At 69.6% G+C, this 14,789-nt stretch carries 8 protein-coding genes; 5 read left to right on the top strand and 3 right to left on the bottom strand.

From position 1 onward, the window contains the following. On the top strand, nt 1-381 hold a 381-nt coding region (locus VIU94_RS32125), incomplete at its 5' end, for a glutathione peroxidase (RefSeq protein WP_331916842.1). 209 nt (nt 382-590) lie between these two features. Then, nucleotides 591-1,394 carry a putative protein N(5)-glutamine methyltransferase gene (locus VIU94_RS32120; protein ID WP_331916840.1) on the top strand — a complete coding sequence of 268 codons (804 nt, stop codon included), beginning with the start codon at nt 591-593 and terminating at the stop codon, nt 1,392-1,394. 98 nt (nt 1,395-1,492) lie between these two features. Here the strand turns inward: VIU94_RS32120 and VIU94_RS32115 are convergent, their stop codons facing one another. From VIU94_RS32115 to VIU94_RS32105, 3 genes are all read right to left on the bottom strand, one after another. Further along, complete coding sequence (locus tag VIU94_RS32115; protein ID WP_331916838.1) at nt 1,493-2,329, bottom strand: hypothetical protein; 837 nt, start codon at nt 2,327-2,329, stop codon at nt 1,493-1,495. Between the two features lie 114 nt (nt 2,330-2,443). After that, nucleotides 2,444-10,636, bottom strand: a complete 8,193-nt coding sequence (locus tag VIU94_RS32110; protein ID WP_331916836.1) for a DNRLRE domain-containing protein — start codon at nt 10,634-10,636, stop codon at nt 2,444-2,446. Nucleotides 10,637-10,912: 276 nt separating this feature from the next. Continuing rightward, on the bottom strand, nt 10,913-12,283 hold the full coding sequence (locus VIU94_RS32105) for a cytochrome P450 (RefSeq protein ID WP_331916834.1): 1,371 nt from the start codon (nt 12,281-12,283) through the stop codon (nt 10,913-10,915). 219 nt (nt 12,284-12,502) lie between these two features. Between VIU94_RS32105 and VIU94_RS32100 the strand changes: the two genes are divergently transcribed. The 3 genes from VIU94_RS32100 (at nt 12,503) to VIU94_RS32090 (ending at nt 14,778) form a co-directional block, all read left to right on the top strand. Next, nucleotides 12,503-12,970: a DUF6325 family protein gene (locus VIU94_RS32100; RefSeq protein ID WP_331916831.1), complete on the top strand. Its 468-nt coding sequence runs from the start codon at nt 12,503-12,505 to the stop codon at nt 12,968-12,970. A 49-nt stretch (nt 12,971-13,019) separates the two neighbouring features. After that, nucleotides 13,020-13,310, top strand: coding sequence for an SHOCT domain-containing protein (locus VIU94_RS32095; protein ID WP_331916829.1), 291 nt, complete (start codon nt 13,020-13,022; stop codon nt 13,308-13,310). Nucleotides 13,311-13,386: 76 nt separating this feature from the next. Beyond that, nucleotides 13,387-14,778: a chloride channel protein gene (locus VIU94_RS32090; protein ID WP_331916827.1), complete on the top strand. Its 1,392-nt coding sequence runs from the start codon at nt 13,387-13,389 to the stop codon at nt 14,776-14,778. Nucleotides 14,779-14,789: the final 11 nt, after the last annotated feature.

The following is a 14,789-nucleotide window of genomic DNA, read 5'->3' as shown; positions in this document are numbered from 1 at the left end:
GGGCTCACTCCGCAGTACGCAGGCCTGGAGCGGCTTCAGAAGACGTACGGGGACCGTGGATTCACCGTGCTCGGCGTGCCGTGCAACCAGTTCGCGGGCCAGGAGCCGGGGAGCGCGGAAGAGATCCAGACGTTCTGCTCGACGACGTACGGGGTCAGCTTCCCGCTGCTGGCCAAGGTCGACGTGAACGGTGACGGACGGCACCCGCTGTACGCGGAACTGACGCAGCTCGCGGACGCGGACGGCGAAGCGGGCGACATCCAGTGGAACTTCGAGAAGTTCCTGATCGGCCGGGACGGGCAGGTCACCCGCTTCCGTCCGCGCACCGAGCCGGAGGCCCCCGAGGTCGTCGCGGCCATCGAGGCGCAGCTCGCGGGCTGACGCAGGCCGTCCTGGCCGGCCGACCGCGCGGGCTCGCACACGCTGTCGATCATGTAATGTGTGCGGCTCCAGACAGCGCGCCACGCGCACGACCCGAGGAGGTGGGACCCATTCACGCCATGCAGGCAGGGTGCTCCCCCTCGATGACCGTGTGGTCGGCCGGACGACGGTGACCACGGGAGCGCCCCTCGGCTTCCCGGAAGGTTTCCATGTCGTTCCACCTCTCTGATTCTCTCCACCCCTCCGACTCTCTCCGCTCGGCCGTCGTCTCCCGACTGCGCGCCGCAGGCTGTGTGTTCGCGGAGGACGAGGCGGAGCTTCTCTTCGCCGCAGCGCGTGACGCCGACGAGCTCGACGCGATGGCCGGGCGGCGCGCGGCCGGGCTTCCCCTCGAACAGGTCGTGGGCTGGGCCGCGTTCTCCGGACTGCGGATCGCCGTCGACCCGGGGGTGTTCGTGCCCCGGCGGCGTACCGAGTTCCTCGTCGACCAGGCCGTGGGCCTGGCCGCGGCCGGGGCGGTCTGCGTCGATCTGTGCTGCGGATCCGGCGCAGCCGCGGCGGTGCTGCTCTCCGCGGTCCCGGACGCCGAGGTGCATGCCTCGGACATCGAGCCGGCGGCGGTCCGCTGCGCCCGGCGCAACGTCGAGCCGCTCGGCGGGCGGGTGTACGAGGGCGATCTGTTCGCCCCGCTGCCGGGCGCGCTGCGCGGCCGGGTCGACGTGCTGGTCGCGAACGTGCCGTACGTGCCGTCCGGCGAGGTCGGCCTGCTGCCGGCGGAGGCGCGCGAGCACGAGCCGCTGGTGGCCCTCGACGGCGGCGCGGACGGCCTGGACGTGCTGCGCCGGGTGGCCGCGGAGGCGGCCGTCTGGCTGGCCCCGGGCGGCTCGCTGTTGTCGGAGGTCAGCGAGCAGCAGTGCGCCCCGGCCATCGACGCACTGGCCGGGGCGGGTCTGACGCCGCGGGTGGTCACCGACGAGGACCTGTACGCGACGGTGCTCATCGCCACCCGCTGACCGCGGCCGCACCGGTTCCTCCGCGCCCTTGAGGGGCGCGGAGGAACCGAGGGATCCGAGCGATGGGAGGCGTGGCTCTCCTCGCCCCGCCGACGGACTCAGCGTCTCGGCGCGCCCCACCATGTCCCGTGGTGCCGATGGACGCGGTTCCAGTCCTCCTCCGGAGCATCGTCGGGCACGGCCACGAGCAGGGAACGTGCCACGTCTCGTGCGTGCTCGGCCTGTTCGGCGGTGAGCCGTCGGCAGTGCCACAGCAGTCCGGCCATCTCCTCCGCCACCGGGTCTGCGGGCCATGACGGCTCCGGGAGCTCGACCCCCGTGACGGCGGCGAGGGCGCCCGGAGACATGCCGAGGGTGACCGCGAAGCCGGTCACCAGGTCCGCCGTCAGTGGGACGCGGCCCTGGCCGATGCCGTTGATCGTGGAGGGAGACAGATACACCCGGCCGCGGGTCAGCAGCGCAAGGATCTTGGCGGCACTGGGCACCGAGCCCGCGAGCCGGTTGCCGCACAGCAGGTTGACGAGCATCGCGCCCAAGCCGCCCCGTTGCGGGTCGTAGGCCCGCGACGGGTCCGACGGACCGACGCGCGGTTCCCGGGGCAGTTCGTCGGCCAGCCGGTGGATGCGGGCCCGCTGGTCCGGTGGCAGCGCCATGGTGATCTTGACGAGGTCCACGGTCGCGGATCCCGCTGCCGGGTCCCTCGGCGTGCCGGCTTCCGGTACCGGGACACCGGCCATCACGTGCAGGTCCTCGGCGTGGAGGCCGAGGGCGGTGGCGAGGGCGTCCAGCTGACCGGACGACGGAGGCGTTCCCAGGAGCACCGCCCGGAGTCCGGCCTCCGGGATGCCGGACGCCGAGGACAGCCAGGTGACGTCGGTCCGGCGGTGATGCAGCAGTCGGGTCAGGAGTTCGCCGAAGTTCGGGTGATCGGCCATGACGCCACCTTACGTTGAGGGAATTCGAAAGATCTCGGGACAGGAAAGGGGCGCGGCCCCGGGCTCCGATGGCTGGATGCCACCGGAGCCAGGAGCCGCGCCGTCGTCCTCACCTCACGGCAGGTTCCGCATGGGCCAGGGGTCCCATTCCGTGTGCTCGGTGACCTTCAGCCCGAAGCCGTGCAATGCCCGGCCGGCCACGTGCTCCAGGGGTGCGTAGTCCCCCGCGTTGTCCCGGTAGAACTTGTCGTAGCTTCCGGGCATGTAGTGGCCGGAGCCGTTGGTCATCTGCAGCACCGTCCCGTCCGCGTCGACCGTGAACCCACCGGCGAACATCACCGGTTCATCGTCGGCGAGGGTGGTGTGGCCCGGCCAGTCGGCCTCCGGGTGGAAGTACCCGCTCTCGTACAGTTCCTCGTTCATCGCACGGACCGAACCGTCCGTCTTCTGCACGAAGATGTAGGTGCCCGCCTCGATGTCGTTTCCGGACGTGGCGACCAGGTGCTCCGGGATGGGGCCCTGGATTCCGTCGTCGACACCCTCGCGGCCGGCCCGCCAGATGTAGGTCGGCTTGATCGATTCCGCGGCCTCGTCGAGGTACTTGGCCGCCTTGGCGCCCTTGCCGAACGGGAAGACCGCGGCCATGGCGAGGCCGCACTGCCCGAAGGCCGGACGATCCGCGCACTTCTCCAGGTCGGCCCAGCCGGACAGCTCCTTGGCGATGTCCGAGAGATCGATCCAGCCTTCGAGGCCGGTGCTGCCGTCGTGGTGGTCGATGTTGAACTCGAGCTTCTCCGGAGAGGGGATGATCGGCTGCACCCCGTCCATCCGGTACTGGCTCCGCGCCTGGCAGCCGACGTCGCAGGACTCGTGCCCGTCCAACTCGATGTTGTTGACGGGGTTGCCCGCGCCGAAGGCGTAGCGGCTGGCGGTGGCCGGGTCGGCGCCCAGGCTCATGTCGGCCGCGGCGCCGTTGTACATGTCCCGGCTGATGAAGCGGGCCTTGGCCGGGTCGTAGTCACGGAAGCCCATGTCGTACGTGCCCGACTGGGCGTTCCAGCGCTTGCCGTTGAACCGGTACGGGTTGGTCGGCTCGTCGCCGGGCTCCACCAGCGCGTCCGTGCCGGTGAACTGGTCCCTGACGTCCTGGCCGTAGGCGCTGTAGCCGTAGGTGGAGGAGGGGTCGCCGGTGTAGTAGGTCACGGCCTCGACGTCGCCGTGGCTGTTGTAGCTGTAGTAGTCCGTGTCGCCGTTCAGGTGGTTCATCTGGGAGAGGCGTTCGCCTCCCAGACCGTAGGCGTAGCTCTTGGAGAGGGTTCCGTCGAGCTCCTCGCTGAGGACCTCACCGGACAGGCCCAGGTAGTTGTACTCCTCGGTCCAGGCGTCGTTGACGCTCTTCTCGACCGTGCGGTCGAGCGCGTCGTAGCGGTAGTCGGTGGTGGTCGTCTTGCCGCCCTGCTCGCGGACGGTGCTGATCAGACGGTCGAATCCGTCGAAGCTGTTCTGCTCCACGACCTTGCCGCCGTCACGGGTGACGGACTTCATCCGGCCATAGGTGTCGTAGTCGTAGATGGACGAGGAGTCGACGAGGTTCGAGGAGGAACTCAGCCTGTTCTTCCGGTAGTAGAACTCGGTCAGCTCCGAGGACTGGAGGAAGAACTGCTTGGTGACGTTGGAGTTGTCGTCGTGCCAGTACTGCTCCGTCCGGGGCTTGCTGCCGGTCCGGTCCGACCGCCTGATCCGGTCGACCGGGTCATAGGTGTAGACGGTCTCCGACGTCATGAGCCCGTCGCCGGCGGCGCCCAGCAGCTGGGCGGAGTCCTTGCTCTTGTTGCCGTTGGCGTCGTAGACGTACGAGTGCGACGAGACCGTGGAACCGTTGGCCTTGAGTTCCTTGGCGGTGCGCACCTGGCCGTTGGCGTAGTAGGTGTAGTCGACGGTGTTGCGGTTGTTGACCTTGGTGACGGTGGAACGCAGGCCGCGGTCGGTGTACGCGTACTGCGTCACGTCCGGCTGCGGGTCCGTCGGCGTCTGGCCCACGGTGACCTGCTTCACCAGGTCACGCAGGTCGTACTCGAACTTCGAGTGCTGCTGGGGGTGGCCGATCGTGTCCAGCAGACCGTTGGCGTCGTAGGCGTACGAGGTGGTCTTCGGCTGCTGACCGGCGAGCGCCTCCTTCACCGTCGCCACCTGGTTGAGCCCGGTGTACGTCAGCTTGTACACGTCGGGCGTCGTCGTACCGTGGTCGGTCTCGTCGATCGAGTCCAGGTTGCCGTTCAGGTCGTAGTCGTAGGCGAAGGCCCGGTCCGCCGGGGCGCTCGCGGAGGCGTCCGTGCGGGTCTTCATGGACCCGTCCGGGTAGTACGACCAGCCCATGGTGCGCTTCGACGTGCCGTCCGCGCCGGTCAGCGTCCGCTTCTCCTGCCGGCCCAGACCGTCGTATTCGTAGCTGGTCTTGATGCTCCACGGGTCGGTGGAGTCCTTGATCCAGCCGTTGTCGTAGTAGGTGTAGACGGTGTCGATGCGCGCGGCCTCGCCCGCCGGCGGCAGGGAGGTCCTGGCCACCCGGCCGATCTCGTCGTAGACCGTTTCGGTGTAGACGTCGGCCTTGTTGTGCTCGCTGTCCGCCGGGTCGTACGGCTGGAACTGCTTGACCGGACGGTTGAGCTTGTCGAACTCCGTGCGGTGGGCGAAGTCCTCGGTGCCGGCCGTGTCCACACCGCGCGGGGTGATGACCTTGGTCTGGTTGCCGACCTGGTCGTACTCGTACTTCGTCGAACGGATCGTGGCGCCCTCGTACGGCACCTTCTGCTCGACGACCATGGCCCGCTGGTCGTAGACCGTCTCGGTCTTGTTGCTCTCCTGGTCCGTCGCGGCGACGACCAGGGAGTCCTTGTCGTAGGTGGTGGTGGAGTACTTGCCGATCGCGTCGATGGACTTGACCGGCCGGTGGTTCAGGTCGTACTCGGTCTTGGCGGTGTAGTCAGCCGTATCCGCCGACGCGTTCTTCTTCGGGTCGATCAGCGTCAGGCGGTTGCCGACGTTGTCGTACTCGTAGGAGATCTTGCCGCCGTTGGCGTCCACGACGGACACGGGCTGGTAGATCGTGTCGTAGGTGGTGGTGGTGACGTAGTCGCCGGCGTCGGAGGTGGCCGTGCCCTTCGGCTCGGTCGTCGTCCTGAGGTTGCCGACCTTGTCGTAGGTGTAGGTGCTCTTGCGTCCGGTGTTGTTGTTGTCCGGAGCTGTGGCCTGCGTGACCTGGTCGGCCGCGTCGTAGACCGCCGAGGACACGGCACCGGTCGGCGCGACGGCCTTGGTGATGTTGTCGTTGGCGTCGTACTCGGGGGCCGGCGTGGTGATGAGGTCACCGGCGGCCTGGTCCTTCGGCACCTTCTTGACCAGCAGACGCTTGAACGTGTCGTAGGTCTGGGTGCTCGTCCTGCCCAGCGCGTCGGTCGCCGAGGTGACCTGGCCGCGGTCGTCGTGGACGAACCTGGTCGCCTTCTGGTACGGGTCGGTGATCGTCCCCGGGTACCCGTTCGGGTCGAAGTCCGAGTTCACCATCGCGTTGTTGTTGGCGTCGGTCGTCGTGGTCAGCTGACCGTACGTGTCGTAGGCATAGGACGTGGTGTAGCCACTGGTCGTCGGCGCGCACTGGCCCGTCGTCCACGTGGCGGCGCCCTTGGGGTCGGTGACCGTCTTCAGGTTGCCGAAGCAGTCGTGGCCGTACTTCCAGGCCCGTCCCTCCGCCGAGGTCTTGCGGACCAGGTCGGAGGCGTAGCCGTCGAGACGGGTCTGGTACTCGTAGACCACCGCGTTCGCCGGCTTCTGGCCGACCGCGCACTCGCTCGGAGCGGGCAGACCGGCCTTGTTGCCCTCGGCGTCACGCTCCCAGAGCGGGTAACCGGTCTTCGGGTCGAAGCAGTGGGCGGTCTTCGCGCCGTTGGCCTCCTCGAGCACGCTGACGTTGTTGTCCGCGTCCCACGTCACCTTGGTGGTCGCGGACTTGGCGTTCGTCGTGCGCACCGGCCGGGCGAAGTCGTCCAGGGTGTAGAGGGTCGTGTGCCCCTCCGCGTCCTTCACCGAGGTGTCGGTGAACGCGGGGGTCGCCGTGTTGGGCACGTAGTCGAAGGAGGTGGTGCCGTCGAGGCGGTCGGTGATGACCTCGGCGCGCCAGTGGTCCTTGGGGTCTTCGCTCTCGCTGGGGTAGTAGTAGTCCAGCGACGTGCCGTTGCCCCGCGGGTCCGTGGCCTCGACCAGCTTGGCGTTCCTGTTGCCCTGCGTCGCGTCGTAACGGAACGCGAACACCTTGGGCTGCGCCGAGCCGTCACCGTCGGTGATGCGGCCGAGCAGGCCCTCCTGGGTGTAGAGGAAGGAGACCTTGCGGCCGGTGGATCCGGTGGCGCCGGAGATGTCGGTGATCGACTTGACGTGGTCGTAGATCTTCGAGTTCGTCAGGTTCGAACCCGTCGCGACGTTCTGGCTGCCGTCGATGTACCGGTAGGAGCTGTCGCCCTTCTTGAAGTACTCGACGGTCAGGGACTGACGCCCCGCCGGGTCCGTGATGTACGTGAGGAACTTGGTCGGCTTGTTGTTGGACTTGCGCTCCTCGTACGTGAACGTCTGCGTGTTGCCGTTCCGGTCCACGACCGAGGTCAGGTAGCCGTCGCAGCCGAACAGGTACCGGGTGCCGTCCGGCCTGGTCATCGTCCAGGCGTCCGGGACGGGGTCCTTGGCCGGGGTGCAGTCCAGGCCGGGCTTCGCGGTCAGCCGGAAGTGGACGCCGGCCGGGGCTTTCCACGTGCCGTCGCCCTGCTTGCGGAAGACGTGGGTGGTGCCGTCTCCGTCGGGCAACCGCACCTCGGTCGGGTTCGGGTTGGGCCGGAAGTCCAGCGGCGCACCCAGCCGGGTGATGCCGGAGAACTGGGCGGACCAGCCGTGGCCGAGGACCGTGTCGGAGGTGTCCTGGCTGTTGTAGGCGAACCGTGCGGACGTCGTCAGACCGCGGCCCGGATTGGTGAACGCGTTGTACTGCCACACCGCGTTGCCGGCCGAGAGGTTGGTCAGCAGCGTCGATCCGGCGCCGGTGTCCTTGCTCGTGTAGGCGTAGAACTTCTCCAGGCCCAGCAGGTTGGAGGTCGGGTCCTCCACGGCGACGTTCTGCGCCAGACCGGGGGTGCCGGCCGTGCCGGAGACCCAGGTGCCGGTGGTCTTGTTGTAGACGTCCCAGGTCAGCACGTAGTCGGTGCGCTTGTTGCCGTTCCCCGACTTGATCGGCGTCTTCACGGCCGCCTGGAGACCGACCGTGTCACCGGGGACGATGTCCCTGGGCAACGCGGTCTGGACCTGGTTGCCGCCGTTGGTGGCGTCGGTGCCGTCCGGCAGGCTCCACCGGTAGGACAGGACGTGGTTCGCGGCGGTCCAGGTGGCGGCGGTGGTGTTGGTGAGCGTGAAGTCCACCGTGTAGTCGGTGCTCGGGGTCATCCGCGCGGGGGTCTGCGGGACGTAGTACGTGGACTCCGTGCCGGCGTCGATGTAGGTGACCACGATGCGCGGGCGCAGGCGCTGCTCGGCGCCCTCGGAGGACAGGAACAGCGTGCGCTCCTGGGAGGCGGCCTCGTCGGCCATCTTGACGACCACGCCCTGCTGGGAGGCGGGGGTGGTCACCCAGGACTGGGCGAGGGAGGTGATGCTCCAGTCGTGCCGGGCCGGGTCGTTCGTCTTCGCACCCGTGTCACCCGCCACCGCGCCGAAGTCACCGCCGGGGGCAGTCCAGTTGACAGTGGCGTTCGACTTCACCCAGGTCGCGGCGGACTCGTCGAAGTCCCGCGTCAGGGGGCGCAGTTCGTACACCGCTCCGGCGGCGTCGGTCGCGGTCTGGGTGGACCACAGGCGCACCTTGGCGTCCAGGACCCGGGCCGTGGCCGGGATGCCGAGGGCCGGGAACTTCAGCAGGGCGCGGGTGTCGCCGTAGGTGGCGGAGTTGTTGCCGACGCTCAGCCAGTTCTTCGGACCGCCGTCGTCGATCGTGTCGTGCGTCGACGTCGTCCGGGCCGAGGACAGGGTGGTGTCCTGCGTGGCGTCCAGCACCTTCGTCGTCCGGCCGGCCTTCGGCAGCCGCACGAGCTGCGTCGGGGCGGCGACGACCTGGCCGTCCTTCGTCTTCACCGCGACCATGTAGTAGTAGGCGCGGCCGAACGGATCCGGGTCGTCCGCCTTCGTCGGCGTCGCCGACGTGTCGACGAAGGACGTGGCGCCCGGGGCGACCGGGGACACCAGCGTCGCGGCCGACGGCGTGAACGTCTGGTTGATGGACCGGTGGACCTGGTACTCGACGATGTTGTCGCCGGTCCCGATCGGGTCCTTGTCCTGGTACGCGGACCAGTTCAGCTCCGCGCCGGTGTCGTGGATCGTGGTCGGGGCGGCGAGGTCGACGCCCTGCCGGCCGAAGGTCAGCACCAGGCGCGGGTAGTTGGCGGTCTCGCCGCCGTACCCGAACTCGCTGCCCTCGTACCGCGGACCGCCCTTCGGGCCGTTCGCGGACTCGTCGCCCGCCTTGATCACGAAACCGTTGTTCGTGTACGTGCCGTCGATCCACTGCTGGACCGTCTTCGTCACCGGGAACGAGTGCCAGGTGTTCAGCTCACCGGCCTGCTTGGTGACCACACCGCCCTTGGTGAACCGCACCGCGTCCGCGATCACCGAGGTGGAGGTGGACGCCGGACCGTCACCGAGGACGATCTTGCCCAGCGTGCCCGCCTTGAACGGGTGCGTGCCGAGGGTCTTCCAGACACCGGCGGCACCGGCCTGCTGGTTCACCAGGTACTGCTTGGCGCCGCCGTTGTACGTGACGGTGTACGGGGCGTTCGTGGCACGGTCCGAGGCAGGGACGTAATGCGTCTCGACCTGGTAGTCGCCGTCCTCCGGCAGGCTCGGCTGCCAGGTGTACGTGTCACCCGCGACCGAGTCCTTGTTGTACATGTACGTCTGGTTCACCGCGTACTGCGTGTACGCCGTGTTCCCCGACGCCGGCCACGCACCCACCGCCGCCGTACGACCCGCCTCCGCGTTGTCGACCAGGACCGAGGTGCCGGCCAGCTCGCCGGTGTAGGTGTTCGCGCTGTTCCAGGTGGCCGTGGACTCCGACCAGGACTGCGTGGCGCGGTGCGCCTCCAGCTGCACCTCGCTGTCACTGGCGGTGTGGGTCTGGTCGAAGTACAGCTTCAGGTCGGCCGAGTCCAGCTTCGTCCCCGCCGGAACACCGGTGATCGGGAACCGGATCAGCGCACGCGACGCGCCTGTGGTCGTGTTGCCGACCGACAGACGCCAGTTGTCGTCGTAGTTCGACCCGGGGCCGTCCGACGAGATCATCACGTCCTGCGCCGTCGACGGCGTCGGAGCGATCGAGATCGTCGGATCGATGACGACCGGATACTGCCGTTCGGGGGCGGCGAGCCACTTCGCGTCCGGCGTGACCGTCAGCTTCCAGCCCTTGCCGGACTTGCTGAGCTTCTGCTTCACGGCCGGGCTGTAGCCCGTCCCGTACGCCGACGCCGCGTTCTTCTTCGCATCCGTCATGAACGCGGCCGGGATGACGAGAACCGGGTCCGCGCCCTCGCCGAAGAACGCGATCGAGCCGTCCTTCTTCGCCTTCGGCGTCAGACCGCCCGCATCGAGGGTGAAGGTGAAGGACACCGGACCGGACGGCCTGGCGTCCAGGACGATGTTCTCCTTCACCCGGCCCGGACCGACCCGGTACGACAGGTCGGCGCCCGCGACCGCGTCCTTGTAGGTGACCGTGTCCCCGGCAGCGACCGGGGACAGCTTCCCCGCACCGCCCTGCAGACCCAGCGTCACCACATGACCGGCGGCCTCGAACCGCAGCAGTCGGCCGGCGTCCGAACCGAAGGACGTACGCGCGGCGTTGGTCGTGTTGGCGAACGGGAAACCCGCCGTCCCGCTCGGCCGGACGGTCGGGTCGATGTCCTTCCACGACGAACCCGACCGATATCCCGTGGGCACTGCCGACATCTCGGCCTGCACCCGGCCGTCGGACAACTTCCAGTAGCGGGAATGTGCCGTACGCCGGGATGTCAGTTCCCCGACCCGCTTCGGCTTCGGCGCCGCCTTCCCCTTCGGCAGCTTCTCCCGGGACGGCAGCACCGGAGTACCGCCCGTCCGCGGCCCCCCGGTGCCGTCGGTGTCGCTGTCGTCCGAGAACCAGCGGGAAAGGGTGGACGAGATTCCCTCGCCGTCATCCCCGTTGGTCGGTGCGGCATAGGCGACCTGCGGTATCAGTGTTCCCACTACCGCGGCTGATAAAATGCAGGAGAGATATCTCCTGGCTGAAACTTTCACTCCACTGCCTTTCTTCCATTCACAAGATGTTTCCAGGCATGCCAAAGAAAGCCCCGCAAATTCTGCGCGGCCTTCCGCGCCGGAGTTTCTAGTGCGCGCCCTCACACCCTGTCAACGGACTTCAGATACCGGACAGTTGGGGTGTCGGGAAGTAAAAAGGGGCGGGTGACGCCCAGGGGTGCCGCATGCGACCGGCCACAGCGCGGCCGCATGCGGCGTACGGGCCTACTGCGGAGCTTCTGCGCGGGGCCTCAGCCGGACGCGGGCCGGGCCCACGGCCTGGAGGGTGATCCCGGCGGAGATCGGGACCTCGGTGTCGATGGCGTCGAGATCGTACGCCTGAAGGAGCATCGCGAGCGCGATCACGGACTCCAGCATCGAGAAGTGCTGACCGATGCAGGCGCGCGGGCCGCCGCCGAACGGGAACCAGGCGTACCGGGGCCGCTCCGCCTCCGCCTCGGGCGTGAACCGGTCCGGGTCGAAGCGCTCCGCGTCCGGCCAGTAGCGGGGGTGCCGGTGGGTGACCCACGGGGCGACGATCACGTCGGCGCCGGCCGGGATGGTGTGGCCGTCGATCTCGGTGGCGGCGACGGCGCGCCGGCCGATGGCCCCGGCGGCCGGGAAGAGGCGCATGGCCTCCTTCAGGACCTGGGTGAGGTAGGGCAGGGCGTCCAGATCGGCGGCGGTCGGGACGCGGCCGGCCAGGACCCGGTCGACCTCCTCGTGGGCGCGCTTGCGCTCCTCGGGGTGGCGGGCGAGCAGATGGAGGGCGAAGCCGAGCGAGGTGGCGGTGGTCTCGTGCCCGGCGAGCAGGAAGACGAGTACCTGTTCGCGCAGCTCGCCGGCGTCGAGGCTGCCGTCCTCGGCGCTCTCCGCCTCGGCGAGCAGGCTCAGCAGGTCCTCGGCGTCGCCACGGCCGGCGGCCCGGCGCTCGGCGATGATCCGGTCGCAGACCGCGTACAGCTCGCGGTGCGCGGCGGCGGCGCGGCGGTTGCCGGGGGTGGGCCAGTCGCGCGGGGCGTTGAGCGGCGAGAAGCCGCGGAGCAGCACGTAGTCGTTGATGACGGGGAAGCAGCGCTCGACGATCTCGACGGCCGCGTCGACGTCCGTCCCGAAGAGGATCCGGGCCACCGCGCGCAGGGCGAGCTCGGTCATCTCGTCGAGCACGTCCACGGTGGCGTCCTCGGCGTCCCGCCAGGAGGTGACGACCTTGGCGACCTCGGCGGCGACGGCCTCGGCGTAGCCGTCGACCCGGCGCTTGGTGAACAGCGGCTGGACGAGCCGACGTTGGCGCTGGTAGTCCTCGTCCTGGCTGGTCAGCAGCCCGTTGCCGAAGGACTCGCGGAGCTCCTGGTAGAAGTTGTTGTCCTTGCGGAAGTTCGCCGCCTGGGTGGCCAGCACCTGCTGCGTGCCCTCGGCGGAGAAGACCCCGTACACCGTGGCGCGGATGCCGGGCGGGCCGGCGGTGATCTTCACGACGTCGCCGTGCTCGCGCTGGGCGCGCAGGAAGGTGCCGAGCGAGTCGTTCTTGAGGTCGAACATCGAGCCCAGCAGCGGTAGCCCCGACGGGCCCGGAATCGCGTTGGTGGTCGCCATGTGTACGTTGCCCCCTTGATCGTCACCGCCCGCCGATTCTCCCTCACTACCTGACCCACCGGTAGCCCCGGCCGACGGGCGGGCCCGGACCCTAGGTGGCCGCCCACAACGTGCGAAGGCTCCCGCGCGGTGCTCGAATGACGGAGAGGCCGCCTGTCGCCGAGGCGGGGGCCGCCCGCAGCCGGTCGGCGGGAACCCCGAGCGCTTGGAGGAGTGGCCATGAGCGACGACCTGTCAGAACTCGAGGAGATGGGACCTGTCGACTACCTGATCCTGGAGTTTCCCGGCAACCGGATGACGGGCGAGGGTTTCCCCCTGCTCGTCGACCTGGTGGAACGGGGCATCGTCCGCATCCTCGACCTGCAGTTCATCCGCAAGGACGAGGACGGCTCGGTCACCGGGTTGGAGCTGAGGGACTTCGGGGACGAGGTCGACCTCACCGTGTTCGAGGGCGCCTCCTCCGGTCTGCTGGACCAGAGCGACATCGACGAAGCCGGTTCCGCGCTGGAACCGGGCAACTCCGCCGGGGTCATCGTGTACGAGAACCTGTGGGCCGCCCCCTTCGCACGAGCCATGCGGCGCAGCGGCGCGCAGGTCGTGGCGAGCGGGCGGATTCCCGTCCAGGCGCTGCTGGCCTCGCTGGACGCCGCCGACGCCGCCGACTCCGGCGGAGGGAAGGCGGCGTGACCTCCCGATCGCATCCGGCCCGCACGCACCCCCTGGGAGATGACTGACCATGCCCGGACTTCTTCGCGGCGTCGCCCGCACCGCCGTCGTCGCCGGCACCGCCACCGCGGTGTCCAATCGAGTGTCACGACGACAGGCGGGCCGATGGGCTCAGCAGGACGACGGACAGCAGCAGCAGTACCAGCAACAGGCGCCCGCCCCCGAACCCGCCCAGGCGCCCGCCGGCGACGACATGAGCGCCAAGATCGAGCAGCTCAAGCAGCTGGGGGACCTGAAGACCCAGGGTGTACTGACCGACGAGGAGTTCGAGACCCAGAAGCGCCGAATCCTCGGGTCCTGACCCATTCCTGAAAGGCACGCCGCGGGCACGCCCACGCGGCGGTCGCGACAGCGGGGGACCGGGAAGGGACGACCCCATGACGCAGCCGAGTCCCAGACCGGCCGAACCCGCCCGCACGACACCACCGGACGAGGTGGACCGGCTGCGCGACATGCTGCGCACCCCCGGCTATCTCAAGGCGCTGGTCTTCTGCGCGCTCATCGGCATCCCCGTCTCGCTCATCGCGTTCTGGTTCCTCGCCGGGCTCCACCAGCTCGAGCACGTGATGTGGTCCGACCTGCCCGAGGCCCTGGACCTGGACGGCCCGCCCTGGTGGTGGCCGCTGCCCCTCCTGCTGGTCTCGGGCGTCCTCGTCGGCCTCCTCGTCACCCACCTGCCCGGCGCAGGCGGCCACATTCCGGCCTCGGGGCTGCACGCGGGCGGCCCCGGGGCCGCCGCCCTGCCGGGCGTGGTCCTCGCCGCCGCGGCCAGTCTCCCCCTCGGCGCCGTGCTGGGGCCGGAGGCTCCGCTGATCGCCCTCGGCGGAGGTCTGGCGCTACTCTTCCGGGATCTCGCCCGCGCAGCCGTCACCCCGCAGAGCACGGCGGTGTTCGGCGCCGCCGGCGCGGCGGCGGCGATCTCGGCGATCTTCGGGAACCCCCTGATCGGCGCCCTGCTGCTGATGGAGGTCGCCGGCGTCGGCGGGCCGCAACTGTTCGCGGTGATGCTCCCGGCCCTGCTGTCCAGCGGCGTCGGCTCCCTGGTGTTCACCGGGTTCGGCGACTGGACCGGTCTGGACACCGGCAGCCTCTCGCTGAAGCTCGGCGTCCCGTCCCCCCGCCTCGACGCGGGGGACGTGATCTGGTCGGTGCTGATCGCCGCGGTGATCGGCGCCTTCATCCATCTCGTGCAGTTCGTGGGCCGGGGCACGGCGGTGCTCGTGGCGAAGCGCCCGGTCCCCCGCACGACCCTGTTCGGGCTCGCCGCGGGCGTGTGCGCGGCGGTGTACGCGCTCGTCACGGACCGCTCACCGGTGGACGTCGCCTCGTCCGGTCAGGCCACGCTGGCCCAGCTGGCGGCCGATCCGCACGCCTGGGGGGTCGGCGCGCTGATCGCCGTACTGCTGTGCAAGGGCGCGGCCTACGGGCTCTGCCTGGGAAGCCTGCGCGGTGGTCCCATCTTCCCGGCGCTGTTCCTGGGAGGCGCGTTCGGCGTCCTGCTCGCGCCCCTGCCGGGCCTGGGGATCGTGCCGGGGCTGGCCGCGGGCATGGCCGCCGCGGCCTCCAGTGCCCTGCGGCTGCCCGTCAGCAGCATGGTGCTGGCCGTCCTGCTGCTCGGCAGCAGCGACATGATCCCCGTGGTGATCCTGGCCGCCGTCGTGGCTTTCGTGACCACCGAGCTGATCCCGCCGGGACCGTCCGTCCCCCCGGTGGGCAGGCAGCCCGCACCCCCACCAGGGGACGCGGGCGGGCGGGGCGCCACCGCCTAGGACCTGTCCGG

It is taken from the genome of Streptomyces sp. (assembly GCF_036566765.1).
Taxonomy (GTDB): domain Bacteria; phylum Actinomycetota; class Actinomycetes; order Streptomycetales; family Streptomycetaceae; genus Streptomyces.
The sequence above is the reverse complement of the archived record's forward strand: the minus strand, read 5'-3'. Positions and strand labels throughout refer to the sequence as shown.

Bases quoted from the DNA above. Each gene is read 5' to 3' on its own strand.
- VIU94_RS32120 (WP_331916840.1), top strand. From the start codon at position 591: ATGTCGTTCCACCTCTCTGATTCTCTCCACCCCTCCGACTCTCTCCGC.
- VIU94_RS32115 (WP_331916838.1), bottom strand. From the start codon at position 2,329: ATGGCCGATCACCCGAACTTCGGCGAACTCCTGACCCGACTGCTGCAT.
- VIU94_RS32105 (WP_331916834.1), bottom strand. From the start codon at position 12,283: ATGGCGACCACCAACGCGATTCCGGGCCCGTCGGGGCTACCGCTGCTG.
- VIU94_RS32100 (WP_331916831.1), top strand. From the start codon at position 12,503: ATGAGCGACGACCTGTCAGAACTCGAGGAGATGGGACCTGTCGACTAC.
- VIU94_RS32095 (WP_331916829.1), top strand. From the start codon at position 13,020: ATGCCCGGACTTCTTCGCGGCGTCGCCCGCACCGCCGTCGTCGCCGGC.
- VIU94_RS32090 (WP_331916827.1), top strand. From the start codon at position 13,387: ATGACGCAGCCGAGTCCCAGACCGGCCGAACCCGCCCGCACGACACCA.